The following is a 21374-nucleotide window of genomic DNA, read 5'->3' as shown; positions in this document are numbered from 1 at the left end:
GCTACTCCAAATCAACCAAAAATGAGGTGTTATCATGCGGAAACCTGTCAAAGAAATTGAAAACGTACTCCAAAATCACGGCTATTCGATTAACAATATTATATGTGAAGTTATGAAGACGTTCAAGCTTAAAACGCTTTGCCGCAAAGTTGGTTTTCTGAAACAGGATGGTTACAGTTCCGCGGAAATCCTCTCACTAATGTTGATGTTGCCCCTAATGTTACTGAAAAGTGTCCACGCGTTATATAAAAGCGATTTCCAAAAGGTTACTACTATGAAGAAAGATTCCATATATCGACTGAAGAACAATGAAAAAATGCCTTGGAGAGCATTGCTGATCGGTATATCCAAACAGTTTCAACGATTGGTTAATCCTACGAACGAAGTGGATGAAAAGTCCGCTTTCATTCTAGATGATACAACTCTTGCTAAGACAGGTCGAAGAATTGAACAAATGACCCAGGTGTTTGACCATGTTGCAGGGAAGAAAGGTAGCAAATTAGGCTTTAAAAATTTAACCCTTGGTTTCTTCGATGGTAAAAGCCTCACGCCTATAGACTTCACTTTACAAGTGGAAAAGCCCTTAAAAAAGGCAAGGCACCGTAAAGAACGGTTCAAAAAGCAACGAGACCCCAAATCTGCTGGGGCTAAACGGATCAGAGAATGCCATGTTAGCAAAATTTCGAACGGTCTGGATATGATAAAACGGGCGGTAAAACAGGGGTTTAAGGCTAAATATGTCCTGGTTGACAGCTGGTTCAGCAGTTACGAGTTCATTCAAACGATTCGAGGATTAGACAAAAAATCGATGCATTTGGTCTGTGGTGTTCGGCAAGATACGAGGAAGTATCGCTACAAAGAGACTTCCCTTAATGCCAGCCAATTAAAATCGGTCCTCAAAAGTGAGGGAAACGAAAAACGCTGTAGGAAACGGAATATCCGTTATTTCGAAGTCCTTGTTGATTATGAAGGAATCGGACAAATCAAACTGTATTTTTGCCGGTTTCCCTATCAAAAGAAATTTAGACTGTTCCTCTCGACGGATATATCTCTTAGTTTATTGAGTATGTTGGAGATTTACAGTATCCGTTGGACCATCGAAGTCTTTTTTAAGGAAGCCAAGCAGCATTTGAAGCTCGGGACTTGTCAATCGAGGGATTTCGATGCGCAGATTGCCCATATCACGACCTGCTATCTCCTCTATACACTCCTAGCCTATTTTCGACGAGTAAACGCCTACGAATCCTTAGAAGGATTATTTGCGGAAATCAAGGACGAACTCATAGAGAAGAATGTAGCGGAGCGGCTCTGGGAATTATTTGATGATTTGCTGCAAGTGGTGATCACCAGCATCGCCAAGTCTGGTTTAGTGGACATTTTGGAATTTAGGAATTCCAGTGAATATGAACATTTGAAAGAACTATTTGAGAATTCTTTTCTTAGTAATCAGCTTATAGCCCTTAAAAATGCCAGTTAATCGGTAATAATCAGAAGGAACCACTGGCATTAGGATACCTTTAAATTAGAGATACAAGGGTTTTGAGGGGTGCGAAACTTCAGAAGTATTTGACAATCTAATCATCAACGCAATGCATGCCTATGAAGGGCAAACCGGAGAAATCGGTTTCAGCATTTACAAAGAAAGACATAACCTCAAATTTGCTTTAAGCGATCATGGTAAGGGTATTCCTGAGGAAGTGCAGAAAAGACTGTTCAAGGAAATGTTTACGACCAAAGGTAAAAATGGGACAGGTCTTGGACTATACATGTCGTATTCTACAATTAAAGGACGATTTTCGGGCAATATGAAGTTTGAATCGCAGGAAGGCGTTGGCACTACATTCTATATCACGATTCCTTATCTATCCGCACACGTACAGGAGGCTAACGATGAGACGTTCAACTAATCGCGTTAATCTAGACTACAAAATCTTAATAGTTGATGACGAACCAGGAATCATTGATTCGCTGTCCGTCGTCCTGAAAAGAAGCGGCTACCAATTCGTCGGCCTGACCGATCCACTGGAGGCTATCGAAAAAGTCCGTGAAGAGAAGTACGATTTGTTGATTCTTGACTATTTAATGTATCCGATCCATGGAGACAAGGTCGTAGAGAGAATCAGAGAGTTCAACAACGAACTGTATATTCTTTTGCTGACAGGACACAAGGATCTTGCTCCGCCGCTGGAAACCATCAAAGCATTGGAAATCCAAGGTTACTGTGAAAAAGGTGACCGCTTTGACCAGCTGCTCCTGCTCGTTGAATCCGGGATCAAATCGATTTCCCAAATGCGGACGATCAAGAAGTTCCAGGAAGGCCTGAACAAAATTCTGCAGTCTGTTCCTAAAATCTATCAGCTTCAGCCGATAGATAACATTCTGGAGGATATCCTGGCTGAAATTCTGCCTTTGGTCAATAGCAAGAATGCTTTTATTCTGATCGATGATATCACCAGGATTAGTTCCGGCAATAACAGCATATTTAAAGGGATCGGGAAATATAAGAAAAAAGTGGCCGATTTCATGGAAATGCTTGATCCGGAACTGATGGAGTTTATCGGCAGCGCCAGGATCAATAAAAAGGTCGTTAAGCTTGATAAAAAAGTAATTATTCCTCTGATCAACGAATATCTTCAGGACATTGGCATCATTTTTGTAGAAGGGGACGATCTTGAGGATGGACTGAAACTGCTTGAGATCTATTCCAACCAGGCCTCCTCGTCCATCAATAATGCGTTTCTGCATTCCCTGGTGAATATTAAAAATGATGAGCTGAACAAAACGTATGACCAGCTCAGAGAAACCTACATGGATACGATTGAAGCCCTGAGAATGGTCGTCGATGCGAAGGATATTTATACCCGCGGTCATTCCGACAGAGTGGCCTATTTTGCCGTTAAGATCGGAGAGGCTTTTGATTTCTCCAAGGAGGAGCTTGAGTTGCTGCGGATCAGCGGTATTTTCCATGATGTTGGGAAAATCGGTACTTCAGATGATATTTTGTTTAAGTCCCAGAAGCTGAACGAGAAAGAGTATGAAGAAATTAAAAAACACCCCTTGAAAGGGGCGAGGATCCTGTCGGCTGTATCGATGTTCAAAGAGGTGGTTCCGATTGTCAAATGCCACCATGAACGCATGGACGGCAAAGGATATCCGGAAGGGCTGACAAAAGATGAAATCCCGTTCCTGGCGAGAATTATTTCTGTTGCCGATGCTTTTGATGCGATGATTTCTGACCGTCGCTACCGCTCCAGACTGAAGTTTGAGGAAGCTAGGAATCAGCTTATTCAGGGATCCGGGACCCAATTCGATGTGGAAGTGGTTGAAAAATTCATCCACCAGCTGTCTGATTTCGAACAAATGGCTAAGGAAGTTGCTTCAACATTTGAATAAAATCATTCGAGCATACTCGAAAAAGGTAAGGCATTTACTATTGTTTTACCAATGATATTGACGTTTGAATTCATAAAACCGTAATTGAAAGTTCACGAAACGGACATAATGAATCCTTACAATAATAGATATTATCGTGCAGTTATGTAAGGAGGGAATTCGATGACGATACTTATACCGGCCTATGAACCGGATGAACGGCTTCTCAGGTTGATAGAGGATATAAAAGAAAAGTGCGATTTTCAGATTGTGATTGTAGACGACGGCAGCGGTAAGCCTTATAGCAAGATATTCCAGGCCGCAGGCAAATTGGGCTGCACCGTGTTAACACATCCGGCCAATGAAGGCAAAGGGGCTGCCCTGAAGACGGGATTTCGATATATCAAGGAAAAAGGTGAAAAAGAAGGGGTTATCTGTGCCGACAGTGACGGACAGCATTTGCCTGAAGATATCATCAGAGTTGCCCAGGTTGCCAAAGAACGCCGCGAATTTATCGTTCTTGGCTCCCGGAAGTTTTGCGGCAAAGTTCCTCCGCGCAGCCGTTTTGGAAATACGGTAACCCGGGCAGTATTTTCTGTTTCTTCGGGTTCGCATTTGACGGATACGCAAACAGGTTTAAGAGGGTATTCAGCCGATATGCTCGACTGGTTAGGCAGCATCCAGGGGAAAAGATTTGAATATGAAATGAACATTCTGCTCGAAGCGAAGGCAGCGGGCTATTTGTTCTACGAAGTATGGATTAATACAGTATATGACGAAAAAAACAGGTCTTCCCATTTTCGGACCTTTTCAGATTCAGCCAGAGTATATTACCCGATCCTTAAATTTTGTACCTCTTCTTTGATGTCCGGAGCGCTTGACTTTGCTCTGCTGCTGTTGTTTCAATTCTCTACATCAAATCTGCTGATCGCTGTAGTCGGGGCAAGAGTCTGCAGTTCTATTTTCAATTACAGCATGAACCATTACTTTGTCTTTTCCCGGAACAAAAGCACGGAACATCATAAATCCGCCCCGAAATATTTTTCACTCGTCGTATTTATCATGGCCTGCAATTATGGGCTGATGTATCTCTTCCACATTCTGATCGGCGCACCGTTAGTCTTTGCCAAAATCATCACCGAATTAACACTTTTCTTATTCAGTTACTGGTCTCAGCGCAACTTTGTGTTTAGTTCGGAAAAGAAACCCCTGATCACGGCAAATAAAAAATAACACTGACCCACTGACGAATGTTCATAAAAAGGAAAAAGAAGATTTGCTTTGCAGTCCGTGGCCACGCCCGGTTTTTTTGTTTTTGTGCAAGGTTTGATACCTTAATGGGCATTGGTTTGAACATAGGACCTCCTGCGTAATTAATTGAACAGCTGGATATAGGGTTTATTCTTAGTTCAACGCACAAATAGAATAAATGATGAAGAAGATATGCGATGTATCCCCCCTACCAGGATTGTAAAAATTGAAGAGTAATTTATAATTGATCTAAGCAAGATTGCTTTGCGATTACAAAGCAGAAATTGATGCCTTGTTGAAAAGTCTGTGAAAAATATACAGAAATATAGAGGTGTTGGGGAATGCATATGGCAGATGCTTTGATTTCGCCGGTCATTGGTGGAACCATGTGGGTTGCTACCGTAGGGGTAGCGGCTTATTCGATAAAAAAAATTCAAGACGATATGGAGGAAAAAAAGGTTCCTTTGATGGGAGTTATGGGAGCTTTTGTTTTTGCAGCCCAGATGATTAATTTTTCGATTCCAGGAACGGGTTCCAGCGGACATCTTGGAGGAGGGCTGATTCTAGCTGCTATGCTTGGACCGTACGCCGGGTTCCTGGCCATGGCATCAATACTGTTGATACAGGCCTTGTTTTTTGGCGATGGCGGACTTTTGGCCTACGGCTGCAATGTATTCAACCTGGGATTCTATACCTGTTTTATTGCTTATCCGCTGATATCCAAGTGGTTTATTAAGAAAGGGATTTCGGCTAAACGTATTATGGCCGGCTCGATGATTGCAGCGGTTGTCGGGCTTCAGCTGGGGGCTTTCAGCGTTGTCTTGGAGACGGTTTTTTCTGGAAAGACTGAGCTTCCGTTTTCAACTTTTGTACTTATGATGCAGCCTATTCATCTTGCAATCGGGATTGTAGAAGGGTTGGTTACGGCCGCAGTGCTCACTTTTGTATGGAAAGCGAGGCCTGAACTTATTGAGAAGCAGGTATCGGGAAAAATCTCAGGCAATACTTCCATAAAAAGGATCATATACGGACTTGCTATTGCAGCAGTTATTATCGGTGGAGGACTTTCCTGGTTTGCATCGTCAAATCCGGACGGCTTGGAATGGTCTATGGAAAAGACCGCCGGGACCACGGAACTGGCAGAGTCTGGCGGAATTTATGGCATATTGGCCGATATTCAAAGCAAAACAGCATTTTTGCCGGATTACAGTTTCAAAAATGATAGCAGCGTGAGCGAAGAACAGGTCTCAGAGACAAGCGCTGAGGTCGCATGGCCAGCTGTAGATGCAGGAACAACCGTATCCGGATTGGTGGGCGGTGCGATGACACTCATATTAGCGGTCATGATAGGGTTCTTTATCCGTTCCATGAAGAGAAGGAAGAAGAAAGTTACTGCATGAACTATCCTGAGGCGGGGAACGATATCAAACGATATCCTTGCCTTAAACTAGTATATTCCGGAAGTAGGATTGAAAAGCAATAATGGCTGACTTTACAAGTTCATTGTACAACATGAGGCTTATGGATGAACTGGCCTGTAAGGACACGTTTGTCCATAAGCTTCATCCGCTGATTAAGATATTGACGACTATCGCCTACTTATTCGTCGTGGTCTCATATGACAGGCACGAAATTATCGGTTTGCTGCCCATGATTTTCTATCCGGTGGTAGTTTTTTTTCTTGCAGAGCTGCCGGTCAAACAGGTGCTGGCAAGATTACTCCTGATCGAACCGTTTATTATTGCAATCGGTATTTTAAACCCGTTTTTTGATTCTCAAGTCATTACAGTGGGTGGACTTGCATTGTCCAGAGGGTGGATTACTTTCGCTTCAATCCTGCTGAAAAGTCTCTTAACGATCACAGCTGCTCTAATTCTTATTTGTACGACAGGAATGGATAAACTTGCCGCCGGTTTGCGTATGCTGAAAGTTCCGCGGCTTTTTGTTTTGCAGCTGCTGCTGACATACAGGTATATTTCCGTATTAATCGAAGAAGTATCCAGAAGCATAAGGGCATATAAGCTTCGGGCCCCCCAGCAAAAAGGCATTCACCCCAGTGCTTGGGGAACGCTCGTTGGTCAGCTGCTCCTGCGGACCATTGACAGGGCGGAGAGAGTGTATCAGGCAATGTGTGTACGTGGTTTTACAGGAGAATACTATGCAGGAGCCGACACCAGGATAACTGTAAGGGACGGAGCTTATTTTGGCGGCTGGCTGTTGTTTTTTATTTTTGCTAGAATGATTAATATCCCATTGATGATCGGTCTATTAATATCAGGAGTGATAAGCTAAATGAGCCATCATAAGTTAGAGGCCAGAACAATTAATTATGTTTATCCAGACGGTAACAAGGCGGTTAAGGATATCTCGTTCACGATTCATCATGGGGAGTCGGTCGGCATTGTCGGTGCAAACGGCGCAGGAAAATCCACCCTGCTCATGCTACTGATGGGCGTTCTTTTTCCTAGCAGCGGAGAGGTGCTGGTAGGCGATATTCACGTTACCAAAAGAACACTGCCGTTAATCCGCCAAAGACTCGGAATGGTTTTCCAGGACCCGGATGACCAGCTTTTTATGTCGACGGTCTATGACGATGTGGCCTTTGGTCCCCGGAATTACCGTTATGATGAAAAGGAAGTAGAAAGCAGGGTTCTTCAAGCTTTGCAAATGGTCGGCATCCTACATCTGAAAGACCGGCCGCCTTTTAAACTGTCCGGCGGCGAAAAAAGGGCAGCGGCGATTGCGTCTGTTCTTTCCATGCAGCCCGATGTCCTGATCATGGACGAGCCAACTGCATCGCTTGACCCGAGATCCCGCCGCAGAGTCATCAATCTACTGAATTGTTTTGAACATACCAAAATCATTACGAGCCACGATCTCGATATGATCCTGGACATCAGCCAGAGAGTCATCGTGATCAAAGACGGCGAAATTGCTGCCGACGGAGAGGCTGCCGAGATATTGGCAGATGCTGAACTGCTTAACCAATGCGGGCTTGAGGTGCCGATTTCATTGCAAAGATGTCCGAAATGCGGTGCTGTTTTTTCACAATTTTGTAAACAAAAGTTCACAGAATTGTCATAAATAATGATTATAATAATAAATAATCTGTAACCCGATTATTTTGCATAAGCAAGTTTAATTTAAAAGGTGGGGAATGACGTGAACTTTAACAACGATAACCATTATAAAGACTATAACGCTTATCACGACTATCCGTACAATGGGGAGCGGCCGCAGAGAAAGAAACCAGGGGTTATGGTTATTGCGGTTGTCGCGATCGTCAGCGCCTTGTTGGGTGGGACAGCCTCTCTCACTTTAGCCCCGGTAATCTATCCGGAAATCATGAGTATCCAGAACCAGAGTGGCAGTTCGGCTAACACAAATTCACTCGTCACAACCTCGGCGGTCGCGAACACCAGTACAGACGGTAATGGCAACACGTATCCGGTGGTAGAAATTTCGAAAACAATAGGCCCGGCTGTCGTGGGGATCGCCAATTTTCAGAGCGGCGGTAATCTATTTGGCCGGTCAAGTGAACTTGCCGAAGTAGCCAGTGGATCGGGCTTTATTGTTGATGCGCAGAAAGGGCTTATTGTGACCAACAATCACGTTATTGAAGGGGCCGAAAAACTGGTGGTAAGTCTCGCTGACGGACGTAATATCACCGGAAAACTCGTAGGAGGAGATTCACGAACGGATCTGGCCGTCGTTCAAATATCAGCTGATAATCTCACCGCAGTCAGTCTCGGAGATTCCAGCAAGCTCCAGGTCGGTGAACCTGTGGTTGCGATTGGAAATCCAGGTGGAGAAGATTTTGCCCGCTCTGTGACGACGGGTGTGATTTCAGCGACGAACCGTTTTCTGGAGCTGCAGGGAGAAGCAAGTTTTAATCTGATTCAGACCGATGCGGCGATCAACCCCGGAAACAGCGGAGGACCGCTGGTAGATTATCATGGAAAGGTCGTTGGTATTAATGCAGCCAAGAACCAAGATGCTGGTTATGAAGGAATGGGTTTCGCGATCCCGATTACGGACGCCTGGCCGACGATCCAACAGCTGATCAAGAAAGGCTATGCTGCTCATCCAGGCATCCTGGTCTCGATCGACGAACGGTATACTGTTGAATGGGCTTCTCAGCAGGGCTGGCCTGCTGGCGCCTATATCTCAGCGGTCTCAACCGGAGGGCCTGCCTATAAAGCCGGGATTCGTGCCGGAGACGTCATTACGAAAGTCAATGGGGTTGAGATCACCAGTTCTCTTGAAATGACCCATGAATTGTTTAAATCTGAGGTCGGAAAGACGGTCACCATTACCTATTACCGTGAGGGGAACACAAAAGACGTTAAGGTTACACTGACAGAATTAAAATCCTGAGCAGCCGGCCTTAGCGATGAGATAAGAATAAACCTCGCACCGTTTCTTATGGAACGATGCGAGGTTTATTCTTATGTCGCTTATACGAAAGCAATTCCTTTACAGGAACTCGTTTCGATCAGTTATCGAGATCTGAATTCCTGCACCAGTTTTTCGAACGCGGAAATGGAATTTACGATGGTATCCATACTGACGCAATAAGAGATTCTGATATGACCGGAACAGCCAAATCCTCTTCCTGGGACAAGCAGTAAATTATATTTAACGGCTCTTTTGACAAATTCAACATCGTCCTCGATCAGTGCTTTCGGGAAAAGGTAAAAGGCTCCCTGCGGTTTGACGCATTCGAAACCAAGCGCAGTCAAATGCTCATATAAATAATCTCTTTTCTTTTGATAATCCGCGGCATCTGTTTTGACATCAAGGGAATCACCGATCACTCTCTGGAACAATCCGGGAGCATTGACAAACCCAAGTGTTCGGTTGCAAAAGCTTAAAGCGTTATTCAGTATGTCAGCGTCTTTAATTCGGCTGCTCGATGCAATATATCCTATTCTTTCTCCGGCAAGGCCGAGCGATTTACTGAAGGAATTGACAATGATGCTGTTTTCAAAAATGGACAGGATGTTTGGGACTATCATCCCGTCATAGACAATCTGGTCGTAGGGCTGATCGGAGATGATATAAATGATCGTACTGTATTCGTTTTCTTTTTTTCGCAGGACTTCTTTGATTTGTTCCAGCTTCTCCTTGCTGTAGACAATACCGGTGGGATTGTTCGGGGTATTAATAATAATCGCCTTTGTTTTGGGCGAAATCGCTTTTTCTAGGGCATCTAGGTCCGGCTCGAGTGTCCGGGGGTCCGGCGGCACAATGACCGGTTTCCCACCATGGTTATCCGTATAGAAAATATATTCCACAAAATAAGGTGCAAAGATAATTACTTCTTCACCGGGATTCAGAAGTGCTTTCAGGATAACATTCAGCCCGCCGGCAGCCCCGACAGTCATAGTGATATTATCTTGTGTAAGTCCGATCTGGCTGTCACCCTGGAGCGACTGGGCAATTTTTTCTCTGACTTCGGGATAGCCGGCATTGTTCATGTATTTATGGATTCCCTTATAATTCCCGGTGACATAATTTTTCAGAGATTCAATGACCTCTTCTGGCGGCTCAGAAAAGGGATTACCCAAACTGAAGTCATAGACGTTTTCGCGTCCATAAATTTTGGCGAGTCTTTCGCCTTCCTCAAACATTGCTCTAATCCAGGAGGCATTCTTTAAATTATTGATTACTTTTTCCGAAAACACGCACATTTCTCCTTTAGGACATCATCATATTGTTACTGGTATTATTTTACCTCATTTCATCTTGACAAAAAAGTCTATTTGCTGAAGTCCGGCAAAATGTTCGTATCGATGAAAAAAACGTCAGGAATAAAAGGAAACAGGAATATAGAAGAAAATGTCGAATTTTACAGTTAATCAGACGAGAAAAGATTAGAGGGATTAAAATGTTCTATGCCTATTTAAATGATCAGGCTGCAGTCATTATTATTTTATGTTTTTCTTTTCTGAATTTGGCATTTGTATTTACCATGAACAAGGAGAAGAGTTTTTCGGCTCTTTTTGGATTCAGTTTTATTGCGCCGTTTCTCTTGGCGCTGCTTAGTATAGCCTATCCTGATATGGTACTGCGTATAAAAGTGCTTCATCATACAAATTTTGCTTTTCTTTGCTTGTTGCTTATACTGATATTATCGTGGCGGTGGAAGAATTACGCTGCATCTGCCGCTTTGAGCGTGATTTTCCCCTTTCTGGTACTTTTCACGGTCATGAATGCGGACCACCTGCCGGTTATTCTGACGATGACGGAATTCTTAAGCGGAGCGGCTGTCGTCCTGGCCGCCGGCATTATTATATTGCTGCATAAATTCCTCGGTGAAAAGCAGATATCATTGACCTGGGGAGTCATATTTATGGGTTTTGGACAGCTGCTCCAATATGAGTTTCCTACCAATTCCTCTTTCTTGATTCCGTTATGTCAGTTTGCCGGGTACCTGCTGTTTTACTGTTATATCCAAAAAACATTAAAGGAGCCGTATCGTTTAAAATTGGCGAACGCTGAAGAGAAGCTAGTGAACATCAATAAGACCATCAACTACGAAGTAAAGAGAAAAATGCTGGAAATGGAATTGCACAATGAACACCTGCTCAACATGGTCCAGAGAGATCCCCTGGTCGATGCATATAATAAAAAGGGGATTATGAATTATTTTAAAAACCTGATTGATGATCCCAAGGCAGGAGAATTCACTCTCATGCTTTTTGACATTGATAATTTTAAAAGAATTAATGATAACCGGGGACATGTTGTCGGGGACATGGTTCTCAAAAAGGTCGTAAGTATTGCCAAGGAAAATATCAGGGAGTTTGACATACTTGGTCGTTACGGCGGAGATGAGTTCCTGGTCATTTTGCCGAAAACTAAAATAACGGATGCCCTGATTATCGCCGAACGGTTCAGAAAGAGAGTCAGTGAAGAACCGGATATTTCGGTTTCTATAGGACTAGCTGCTTATCCGGAAGATGGCAGGACAGCCCAGAATCTGATTGAGACCGCCGATGCTGGCCTGTATCAGTCCAAAAGGGTCGGTAAGAACGCAATAAGCCATGTCGGCTCAAAGATCTGAAGTTCACAGAATATTAATCGATTGTTCACGAAATGTACACATTCATTCCTTAGAATATCATCCAGGGATACAATCCCTCCTGAAACAATAGAATCATGGACTGTTGGGAAAACCTAAAGGGGGTTAGGCAATGACTGCAGGGAATATACTTATCGCAGACGATGAAATCAGAATGAGGAAACTGGTTGCTGATTTTTTAAAAAAGGAAGGGTATACCGTCATCGAAGCGGAAGATGGGAAACAGGCCCTGGATATTATTCATTCCGGACAGCATATCAGCCTGGCTATCCTGGATGTCATGATGCCCGAGACGGATGGATGGACGGTATGCAGGGAAATCCGAAAGAGCGGCCAGACTCCGGTCATCATGCTGACGGCAAGATCTGAGGAATCGGATGAGCTGTTCGGTTTTGATCTGGGCGCAGATGAATATATTACGAAACCTTTCAGTCCGCTGATCCTGGTCGCGCGGGTGCAGGCCCTTCTTCGCAGAACCAGTGATCCGAAGGCTAGCGTTAAAAACCTTGACGGCCTGGAGATCGATAAAAACAGGCGGGTCGTAAGTATTGACGGAGAACGGGTAGATTTAAGCCCGAAGGAATATGAACTGCTTTTATATCTGGTAGATAATGAAAGCCTGGCTGTATCGAGGGAACAGATCTTGAATTCAGTCTGGGATTACGATTATTATGGCGACGCCAGAACTGTGGACACCCACATCAAACGGTTAAGGTACAAATTAGGGATCAAAGGAGACTTTATTCAAACCGTCAGAGGACTGGGATACAGATTTGAGATAATCTGAATTTGAGGTAATTCTAATGAAATCATCAATCAAACTAAAATTATTCACTGCCATAAGCTGCCTGACTGTATTGTATGTTTTGCTTTCGTGGTTTTTAAACGACCAGTTTCTTGCGAAGTATTACTACTTGAACAAGGAAAGCACCTTGAAGGAGTACTACCATGAGATCAATGAAAACTACGATGGCGAGCCATTCGATATTTTACTCAATCTGGAGAAAATTGAGAGGACCGAGGGTCTGAACATTACGATTCTTGATTCATCCATGTATATCAAATATATTTCTTCATTAAAAGAAGAAGGATTTTTTCATGAGCCGCTAAAAAAGCCCGGAGGCTCGGATTATTCGTTTATTCCTGATATTTCGATCCTTAAAGATGCCCAGAATTCCACGCAGCCCGTGATTGTTAAATCCACTGACCGCAGACTGAATTCCGATTTTATTAATCTGGTTGGACAGTTAAATAACGGAGATTATCTGTACCTAAACACTCCGGTGGTCGCAATCGAGGAAAGTGCGGCAATTGCCAATAAGTTTTCTCTTATTACGGGTTTGTTTATTATGGTTATCGGGGTGCTGATCGTATTTTTCTTTACAGATAGATTTACCAAACCCATTCTTCGTCTGAATGAGATCGCCCAGGCCATGGTCAAACTGGATTTTGGCAAAAAATACCCAGTGCGGACCTACGACGAAATTGGCGAACTTGGGTCAAGCATTAACTCGCTTTCCACCCAATTGGAGAAATCGATCAATGAACTCCGGCAGGCCAATGAAAAGCTCATGGAGGATATCGAAAGAGAAAGAAAAATAGACGACATGAGAAAAGAATTTATTTCCAATGTTTCACATGAGCTAAAGACGCCGATTGCACTGATCCGGGGTTATGCCGAGGGGCTCAAGGTCAATGTCAATGAAAGTGAAGAGGATAAAGACTTCTATTGTAATGTGATCATTGATGAAAGCGCCAAGATGAATAAGCTTGTCAAACAACTTCTGGAGTTATCGCAGATCGATGCGGGCTACACCCGACTGGAAAAAACAGATTTTGACTTAAACGAACTGGTTGAATTTGTCCTCAGAAAGAATATACTGCTGATCAAAGAGAAAAATATTCAGCTGACCCAGGAAATTCAGGATAAATTTACGGTTAATGCCGATATCGACAGGATTGAACAGATCATCGTGAACTATCTGGTCAATGCGATCAATCATGCAGACCAGCGCAAAGAAATTAAAGTCAAGCTCGAAAAAACAGGACAAAAAGCCAGAGTAAGTGTTTTCAACTCCGGCACTCCCATTCCTGAAGAAGCTCTGGATAAGATTTGGACCAGCTTTTATAAGGTAGACAAAGCAAGAACCCGCTCTTATGGCGGCACAGGCCTTGGCTTGTCGATCGTCCGGGCCACTCAGGAACAGCATGGCAATGCATATGGGGTTCAAAACGTGGAAAATGGCGTCGAGTTTTGGTTTGAAGTAGATCTAGCGGAATAAACAAGAAAAGAGGAATTTGTGAGTGAAAAAGAAGTTATTGGTTGTGGGACTTGTTACCTTACTGATCGTGTTGACAGGGTGTTCAGCAAGTACTTCTTCGACGGCGACGGACGACACGGTAACAGCACAGATGGAAAGCACACAGACCGAGGGAGTCCGGCCAACCCGGCAGATGGATTTACTCGGAAAAGTGGTCAGTGTGGGTGAAAAACAGCTGGTCGTCGCAGAACTGCAATCTTCGGATTCTTCACAAAGCGAACAGAAAGCGGCGCCGCTGGAACAAGGAGATACGAGTGCAGGAACTTCGCCGGCACGGGAAATGAATGATAAGGCGACCGGAATGAACTATACAATTGTCATTGCTGAAGATACACCAATTTTCAGTAGAACGGCGGGCGCAGATAGCGCTCAGGAAACCAGCATTAATCTGAGTGATTTAAAAGCAGGCGATATCCTGAGAATATGGGTGAATGAACTGAATACTTCAGAAGAATCCAACGCAGTATACGTGGAATTAACGTCGCAGCAAACGACGTAAGTCAGAAATAGGCTTTGCGAGCGAAAGAAATTTGGTTTGCTTTCGAATCAAAAAAGTGAGGGATACATCCAATCACAAGGATGCATCCCTTTTGACACCGATTTATTCCAAACGGATTGCTCGATTTTAAAGGGATAATGGCGGAATACAGAGAATAATACAAACGGACAAACGTATGAGCTTAAGTTTATCATTGTCAGAGGTGCCCGGGTCGGGGAATCTAATGTTGCGGCAGTGAATCTTCCGTGATTGATATATTGGGATGATATGGAGAGATATAAGAAGAGACATATAAAGAGATGGAACAGATTATATTTCAAGAGAGAAAGTAGGAGAAGTATGAAAAAAATTGCTTTGGTCACTGACAGCACTGCGGATTTGCCGGACGAACTATCGAAAAAATGTCTGGCCCATGTTATTCCTCTTAAAATTCTATTTGGGGAAAAAAGTTTTGTGGATGGAGAAATTAGCCCCAAAGAATTTTATCGGTGTCTAGAACAGGAAGAAGAGCTTCCGAAAACCTCTCAGCCTTCCCCGGAACAGTTTGTTTCGTTATACTCGATGCTTCTTGAAGAATATCAGGAGGTTATTTCCATTCATATTTCTTCCGGCTTAAGCGGTACGTTGAACGCGGCCCATCTGGCCAAAGAGAAAATAAAAGGTGCCATTCATCTAGTGGATTCTAAGACCATAAGCCTCGGTCTGGGCTTGATGGTAATGGAGGCATCCAAAGCTATCAAAGAGGGTTTGGAATCAGTTCAAGTTTTGGATAAGCTTCAACAGGCCAGAAATAGCATTGAAACGCTTTTTACCTTAAATACGCTGGAATACCTCCAAAAAGGCGGAAGAATCGGCAGAGTATCAGGGTTTATGGGGACACTGCTGAATATCAAACCGGTAATCCGGGTAGGTGATGACGGAGTTTACCAGAATTTTGGCAAAGTCCGGAGTCAGGAGAAAGCTTTAAAAAGCATTGTCAAGGCATTTCAGGACTTTGCTGGGAAAAGGACAAATATTAAATTTGCCGTTGCGCATGGAGCGGCTCCCCAGGCAGGACTATATTTGAAAGAAGAACTGGAGAATGCTTTTCAAAAACCGGCAGAGATGTTTGCGCAGGTTGGAGCCGTAATAGGTGCCCATACAGGACCGGGAACAGTTGGAGCAGCTATCCAGCTGGAGTAACCGGGTGACAATACGACATCTGTCAAGTACCATGTGACCCCTAAATCTTATATATCCTGGCGGCGGATTTCTTTTCATACTGCGTTGTCGTCAATCGCCATACACTCGGTATGGCTCAATCCTCCGCCTTGTCTTAAAAGAAATCTGCTCACCATTATATTACAATTTTAGGGGTTACAAGGTACTAGTAAATTTTGAAGAAAAAAGACTTCCTGCTGCCTTTCGAAAGGCAGCAGGAAGTCTTTTTTCTTTGTTTATATGTTTTGACTACTCCATCATTTCGCCCATCCGCGAGACATCATAGCCGCCTAATCCCTTGACTTCCTTACGGTAGGCTTCAGAACGGATAATAGCCAGCAGGGCCTGGAAATGCGGTTTATTCAGGTCTTCCTGGCGCATCACGAGGTCATATCTTTCCGTTTTCAGTGGAATAAAGTCAAGACCTGACACCTGCATAGCTGCTTTTTCAATGCCCAGCCCTACATCGGCTTCTCCCCGCGCAACGTTGCTGGCCACGGCCATATGGCTCATTTCTTCATCGTAGTAGCCATTGATCAAGTGATGTGGGATACTCTCAATGCGCAATTTTTCATCAAGCAAGACTCGGGCTCCCGACCCGCGTTCGCGGTTAATAAACCGGACGTCCGGTCTGGTCAGGTCTTTCCAGGATGTAATATCTTTAGGATTGCCGCGGGAAATATAAAAGCCTTCCTGGCGATAGACCAGATTAATCACGATTGTTTGGTGTCCGGGCATAAGTCTTCGGATATAAGGAAGATTATAATCATCGGCATCACTGTCCCAGAGATGGACAGTAACAATGTTAGCTTCACCTCTGTAGAGTGCCAGCAGACCATCAATGCTGCCGATATAGCTTCTTAAGAATTTGATATTCGGATATTGTTTCAGAAGATGACGGGTTAGAATATCCAGTATGATATCCTGGCCACAAATAACGACCGTATCCGATATAGAGACATCCGGAGAGCGGCCGGGTTCTGAAGAGCGCTCTAAGACTGGATAAGTAAAAACGTCGGTCGTCATTGAGGCACCTTTGCTTTTCTGAATATAGGCTTCGATATCTTTGTCCTCTACTCTTACCTTACGTCCAACCCGGTATGCAGCAAGATCCCCGCGTTTGATCAATTCATAGACGGTATACTTGGATATTTTAAGTTTCTGGGCTACTTCTTCAGGAGTATAGGAAGTGCTTTCGAGCAATGCCAGTCACCTCAATTTAATGATATTGTTTATTATATCACAGGACAAAACAGTACTCAAAATAAAAGAACAAAACTAAACTAAACACGGAAGAGTTCAGTCGCGTAGATAAAAAATTACGCCTATTATACAGATTTAGGCGCATTATAACGTAATATAATAAATAGCATAAGACAGAAAGCAATGGGATGTTAGGTTATGTTAAATAATTATATTGGTCTATATTGGTTTTAAATTAATATTGAAGGGCCGAATTATATACTGTATAATCATTTATGTTAGTTTAATTTGGCTTATGTTTGTTTATCTTGGATAATAATAGGAAAGTCAACATATTATTTATTTTTAGGAGAAAAATTCAATGAAAAAGTTTGGTGGAATTCTGATTATGGTTTTGGTTGCATGTTTGGTACTTGTTGGCTGCAGCAGTTCGGGTAGTTCAACAAATCGTACTGAACAAAAAGAAACGGTTCCGGTCGAGAAAAAAGAGATTCTTGTATCAGTAGCGGCCAGTTTAAAAGATGCCATGACGGAAATAGAAACACAGTACGAAGCGAAAAACGCAGGGATTAATCTGACGATTAACTATGGTTCATCTGGTTCTTTGCAGCAGCAGATTGAGCAAGGCGCGCCGACCGATTTATTTATTTCAGCAGGAAAAAAACAAATGGATGCATTAGAAAAAGGGAATTTTTTAGCGGAAGGGACCCGGATTGACCTGCTTGGGAACGATCTTGTGCTGATTGCAGGGAAAGATAATAAAGGTTTTACCAGTTTTCAGGATCTTGCCAAGGCAGGTAAAATCAGTATTGGTACTCCCGACAGTGTGCCGGCAGGGAAATATGCCCAGGAAGCTTTAACCAGTATGAAATTATGGGGCACGCTGCAAGCCAAATTGGTTTTGGCCAAAGATGTCACACAAGTACTGACATACGTAGAAAGCGGGAACGTTGATGCTGGTATCGTCTATCAATCTGATGCTCAGGGATCTGATAAAGTAAAAGTCATTGCAATTGCACCGACTGACAGCCATAGTACCATTGTTTATCCTGCATCTGTAATTGCCAATACCAAAAATCTGACTGAAGCGAAGGATTTTTTAAGTTACTTAAGCGGTGACAATGCTCAACAAATTTTTGTGAAATACGGTTTCAAAATAATCAAATAAGAAGAATCATCAACATTCAATGGAATTTGATAGCATGATAAATATTTAGTTGTTGATATTTAGTTGTTTTATATCTAAATAATAGATATGATAATACTTGCCCGAAATAAATATGTCAAATTATCAAATTATGGCGAGCAGATTTTTAGCAGTAAAGGAGCGGTATGTTAACGCAGTATTGCTTAAAATCTGCTGTCATGTATTTCATATTTTGGCTTGATAGAGTTACAGTAACTAGGATATTTTTCTGTACGGATCAGGAGAGACGCTAATGGGCTTTGACTACACACCAATTATCTTATCCCTAAAAGTTGCAACGGCAGCAGTTATCATTGTTGTCTTGTTGGGGATCCCTTTAGCTGGTCACATGGCCAGACGAAATTTTCCGGGGAAGGATCTGGTAGAGGCTTTTGTCACTTTGCCGCTGGTTCTTCCTCCTTCGGTCGTTGGCTTTATCCTGCTTTGGCTGTTCGGTAAGAATGGGCCTTTAGGTCAATTTCTGACCGGTGTTTTTCATGTCAGTGTCGTGTTCAATCTGGCAGGAGCAGTCATTGCTGCGGCTGTGGTGTCATTTCCTATGATGTATCAATCGGCCAAAGCGGCAATGGAAGGAGTCGACAAAACGCTGGAGAATGCTGCCCGTACTTTGGGTGCAGGTGAACTGCGCGTTTTTCTTACCATCACGATCCCACTTTCCTGGCCGGGTATTGTCTCGGGATTCATCCTATCCTTTGCGCGTTCTCTTGGGGAATTCGGAGCCACACTAATGATCGCGGGCAATATTCCCGGCAGAACGCAAACCATGCCGATTGCGATTTATATGGCCAATGAAGGCGGGGATGCTGCAACGGCGATGATCCTGGTTGTGATCATGACGGTATTCAGCTTTTTGGTGATCTTTTGGCTGAACCGTTGGTCAAAAAGGCAGCAAAAAGGATTTATTCAGGAAGAGGGGGGTGAGTAAGTATGCTAAAGGCTAAATTCAGTTTAACGCTTCGCCATTTTGAGCTTAAGGCCGAATTAGAAGCTGAAAATGAAATACTGGTCCTTGTTGGACCCTCGGGCTCGGGAAAAACGACGATCTTAAAATGCCTGGCTGGACTGAAAGCTCCTGCCCAGGGGATCATTCAAATCAACGATCGTATCGTCTACTTCTCGGAGAATAAAATTAATTGTCCTTCAAAAGAGAGAAGGGTGGGATACGTATTCCAGGAGTATGCCTTGTTTCCTCATATGTCGGTCAGAAGGAATATCTTGTACGGAGTAAGCAAGGAAAAGCGTCATGCCAAACCGCGGGCGGCTGAGGAGATGATGGAGATGTTTGGTATTCTTCACCTCCAGAACCATTATCCGCAGCATATTTCGGGAGGAGAAAAGCAACGGGTCGCTTTGGCCAGGGCGTTAATGACTGAACCTGAGATCATGCTGCTTGATGAGCCTTTGTCAGCTCTTGACCAGGAAACGAGAAGCGGACTGCAGCAGGAACTAAAGAAAATCCAAAGACAGTGGAAAATTCCTTTTGTTTTGGTTACTCATGATCTTGCTGAAGCAGAACTGCTGGGGGATCAGATCATCCGCATGGATAGAGACCAAAGCGTTTCCAATGAGAAGACAAAGCTTTGGAGACATTAAAGGCTAACCCTGTCACCTGTTTTTTGAATAAATCGCAAAATCCTTCCCGCTAAAAACGGAAAGGATTTTTTAAATGCTACCAAAATGTTTATAAATTGTAAACCATCTTATGGGTATATTCGTTTAGAATTTCCGTTTCGGAAACCTTGAAGGATATTTGCTGTTATCGCGGTTTCGGTGGAATCCTTGCTGCTGATCAAACCTGCGGGGCTGCCTACTACGCAAAGGCGCTTCCTCAGTCAGCACGATCGGAGCAGTACTTGGCTCCTTCGTCAGTAGTTTCAGTGCAGCGGATAACAAAGTGATGGAATCGTTGTCCTCCAACAATTCTTCCGCCATTTCCTTGTAGCGTAAAATATCTTCGTCCTCGGCCGCTTTAAGAATTTTATCCATGGTCAGGCGCTGCTGACCGACCAGTACGTCATTAAAGGTTGGCAAGGGCTTGCGCGTAATTCTTCTTTTGGCGACCTGCTCAATCAGTCTTAAATGGCCGATCTCTCTTGGAGTAACAAATGTAATTGCCTGTCCGCCTTTGCCGGCTCGGCCGGTACGTCCGATTCTGTGGACATAACTTTCTGGATCCTGGGGAACGTCAAAATTGTAGACGTGCGTCACGCCGCTAATATCGAGACCTCTGGCCGCAACGTCCGTAGCAACCAGAATCTCCGTTAAACCTTCTTTAAAATGACGCATAACCATATCGCGCCTGGCCTGGGTCAGGTCGCCGTGGATTCCCTCGGCGGAATAACCTCTTTTGCTTAAAGCCTCAAACAGCTCATCGACCCGCCGCTTTGTCCGTCCAAAGACAATGGCCAGATCGGGAGACTGAATATCCAGCAGGCGGCAGAGTACATCAAACTTTTGTTTTTCCTGGACTTCCACGTAACACTGTTCGATTTGAGGAACTATGATCTCTTTGGTTTTCATGCTGATATATTCCGGATTCTGCATAAAGCGCTGGGCCAGATCCAGAATCGATTTTGGCATCGTTGCAGAGAAAAGCAGTGTCTGCCTTTGTTCAGGAACTTCCTTCAGAATATTTTCAATATCTTCCACGAAACCCATACTGAGCATTTCGTCTGCTTCATCAAGCACGACCGTTTCAACCTGTTGAAGACGGATGGTTCTTCTTCTCATATGGTCCATCAGCCGTCCGGGAGTCCCCACAATAATCTGCGGCCGGTTCCGCAGAGACCGGATCTGCCGGTCAATATCCTGTCCGCCGTAAATTGGCAGGGACCGGACACCTTTAAACTGACCAATACGGTTCAGTTCTTCAGCTACCTGGATAGCCAGTTCCCGGGTTGGTGTGACCACAAGGGCTTTGATACTTTCTCTGTCAGGTTTCATACGCTCAATCATCGGAATTCCGAAAGCGGCTGTCTTGCCAGTTCCGGTCTGAGCCTGCCCGATAATATCCTTGCCTTCCAGCACAAGCGGAATCGTTCTCTCCTGAATCGGTGTGGTCTCTTCAAAGCCCATTTCAGAAATAGCTTGGGTCAGTACACTACTAAGGCCTATTTCAAAGAAATTTGACATGTAAATGATTCTCCTTTTTATCGCGTTTACTATTTTATTATGACAAAAACTGCTTCATATCATTTATTCATTTTTATAAATAATAAAGAATAAATGAAAAAG

18 protein-coding genes and 1 pseudogene are annotated in these 21374 nt (G+C 43.7%); 16 read left to right on the top strand and 3 right to left on the bottom strand.

Annotated elements, in window-relative coordinates:
- Positions 1-34 precede the first annotated feature (34 nt).
- From DHBDCA_RS13580 to DHBDCA_RS13545, 8 genes and pseudogenes are all read left to right on the top strand, one after another.
- Positions 35-1477, top strand: coding sequence for an IS4 family transposase (locus DHBDCA_RS13580; RefSeq protein ID WP_015042633.1), 1443 nt, complete (start codon positions 35-37; stop codon positions 1475-1477).
- Between the two features lie 94 nt (positions 1478-1571).
- Positions 1572-1907, top strand: a pseudogene (locus DHBDCA_RS13575) (HAMP domain-containing sensor histidine kinase); the annotation flags it as partial.
- Entirely contained in the window at positions 1891-3393 is a 1503-nt protein-coding gene (locus DHBDCA_RS13570; RefSeq protein ID WP_015044801.1) for a DUF3369 domain-containing protein, read from the top strand. The pseudogene DHBDCA_RS13575 and the gene DHBDCA_RS13570, both read left to right, overlap by 17 nt.
- A gap of 162 nt (positions 3394-3555) precedes the next feature.
- The gene (locus DHBDCA_RS13565) at positions 3556-4605 is read left to right on the top strand and encodes a bifunctional glycosyltransferase family 2/GtrA family protein (protein WP_015044800.1); all 1050 of its coding nucleotides are present in this window, start codon (positions 3556-3558) and stop codon (positions 4603-4605) included.
- 359 nt (positions 4606-4964) lie between these two features.
- A complete protein-coding gene (locus DHBDCA_RS13560) occupies positions 4965-6023 on the top strand; it encodes an energy-coupling factor ABC transporter permease (protein ID WP_015044799.1) in 1059 nt (352 codons plus the stop codon).
- Positions 6024-6105: 82 nt separating this feature from the next.
- A complete protein-coding gene (gene cbiQ, locus DHBDCA_RS13555; protein ID WP_193352132.1) occupies positions 6106-6915 on the top strand; it encodes a cobalt ECF transporter T component CbiQ in 810 nt (269 codons plus the stop codon).
- Positions 6916-7707 carry an energy-coupling factor ABC transporter ATP-binding protein gene (locus tag DHBDCA_RS13550; RefSeq protein WP_015044797.1) on the top strand — a complete coding sequence of 264 codons (792 nt, stop codon included), beginning with the start codon at positions 6916-6918 and terminating at the stop codon, positions 7705-7707.
- Between the two features lie 78 nt (positions 7708-7785).
- Entirely contained in the window at positions 7786-9000 is a 1215-nt protein-coding gene (locus DHBDCA_RS13545) for a S1C family serine protease (RefSeq protein WP_015044796.1), read from the top strand.
- Positions 9001-9122: 122 nt separating this feature from the next.
- Here DHBDCA_RS13545 and DHBDCA_RS13540 read toward each other — a convergent pair whose 3' ends face one another.
- Positions 9123-10310 (bottom strand): pyridoxal phosphate-dependent aminotransferase, encoded by a 1188-nt coding sequence (locus DHBDCA_RS13540; RefSeq protein WP_015044795.1) that lies wholly within the window; start codon positions 10308-10310, stop codon positions 9123-9125.
- 203 nt (positions 10311-10513) lie between these two features.
- Here DHBDCA_RS13540 and DHBDCA_RS13535 point away from each other — a divergent pair, with 203 nt between their 5' ends.
- From DHBDCA_RS13535 to DHBDCA_RS13515, 5 genes are all read left to right on the top strand, one after another.
- Positions 10514-11692, top strand: a complete 1179-nt coding sequence (locus DHBDCA_RS13535; protein ID WP_015044794.1) for a GGDEF domain-containing protein — start codon at positions 10514-10516, stop codon at positions 11690-11692.
- Between the two features lie 130 nt (positions 11693-11822).
- Positions 11823-12497 carry a response regulator transcription factor gene (locus tag DHBDCA_RS13530; RefSeq protein ID WP_015044793.1) on the top strand — a complete coding sequence of 225 codons (675 nt, stop codon included), beginning with the start codon at positions 11823-11825 and terminating at the stop codon, positions 12495-12497.
- 16 nt (positions 12498-12513) lie between these two features.
- The gene (locus DHBDCA_RS13525) at positions 12514-13992 is read left to right on the top strand and encodes a sensor histidine kinase (protein ID WP_034378415.1); all 1479 of its coding nucleotides are present in this window, start codon (positions 12514-12516) and stop codon (positions 13990-13992) included.
- Between the two features lie 22 nt (positions 13993-14014).
- Complete coding sequence (locus tag DHBDCA_RS13520; protein WP_015044791.1) at positions 14015-14530, top strand: hypothetical protein; 516 nt, start codon at positions 14015-14017, stop codon at positions 14528-14530.
- 339 nt (positions 14531-14869) lie between these two features.
- On the top strand, positions 14870-15712 hold the full coding sequence (locus tag DHBDCA_RS13515; protein WP_015044790.1) for a DegV family protein: 843 nt from the start codon (positions 14870-14872) through the stop codon (positions 15710-15712).
- 267 nt (positions 15713-15979) lie between these two features.
- Here the strand turns inward: DHBDCA_RS13515 and DHBDCA_RS13510 are convergent, their stop codons facing one another.
- Positions 15980-16933 (bottom strand): helix-turn-helix transcriptional regulator, encoded by a 954-nt coding sequence (locus tag DHBDCA_RS13510; protein ID WP_015044789.1) that lies wholly within the window; start codon positions 16931-16933, stop codon positions 15980-15982.
- Between the two features lie 361 nt (positions 16934-17294).
- Here DHBDCA_RS13510 and modA point away from each other — a divergent pair, with 361 nt between their 5' ends.
- The 3 genes from modA to DHBDCA_RS13495 all read left to right on the top strand — a co-directional run bounded on the left by modA (position 17295) and on the right by DHBDCA_RS13495 (position 19733).
- Complete coding sequence (gene modA / locus DHBDCA_RS13505; protein ID WP_015044788.1) at positions 17295-18101, top strand: molybdate ABC transporter substrate-binding protein; 807 nt, start codon at positions 17295-17297, stop codon at positions 18099-18101.
- A 271-nt stretch (positions 18102-18372) separates the two neighbouring features.
- Positions 18373-19065, top strand: a complete 693-nt coding sequence (gene modB / locus DHBDCA_RS13500; protein WP_015044787.1) for a molybdate ABC transporter permease subunit — start codon at positions 18373-18375, stop codon at positions 19063-19065.
- A 2-nt stretch (positions 19066-19067) separates the two neighbouring features.
- A complete protein-coding gene (locus DHBDCA_RS13495) occupies positions 19068-19733 on the top strand; it encodes an ATP-binding cassette domain-containing protein (protein ID WP_015044786.1) in 666 nt (221 codons plus the stop codon).
- Between the two features lie 123 nt (positions 19734-19856).
- Here DHBDCA_RS13495 and DHBDCA_RS13490 read toward each other — a convergent pair whose 3' ends face one another.
- A complete protein-coding gene (locus tag DHBDCA_RS13490) occupies positions 19857-21272 on the bottom strand; it encodes a DEAD/DEAH box helicase (RefSeq protein WP_015044785.1) in 1416 nt (471 codons plus the stop codon).
- Between the last annotated feature and the right edge of the window lie 102 nt (positions 21273-21374).

The sequence above is a fragment of the Dehalobacter sp. DCA genome (assembly GCF_000305775.1).
Lineage (GTDB): Bacteria > Bacillota > Desulfitobacteriia > Desulfitobacteriales > Syntrophobotulaceae > Dehalobacter > Dehalobacter alkaniphilus.
The sequence above is the reverse complement of the archived record's forward strand: the minus strand, read 5'-3'. Positions and strand labels throughout refer to the sequence as shown.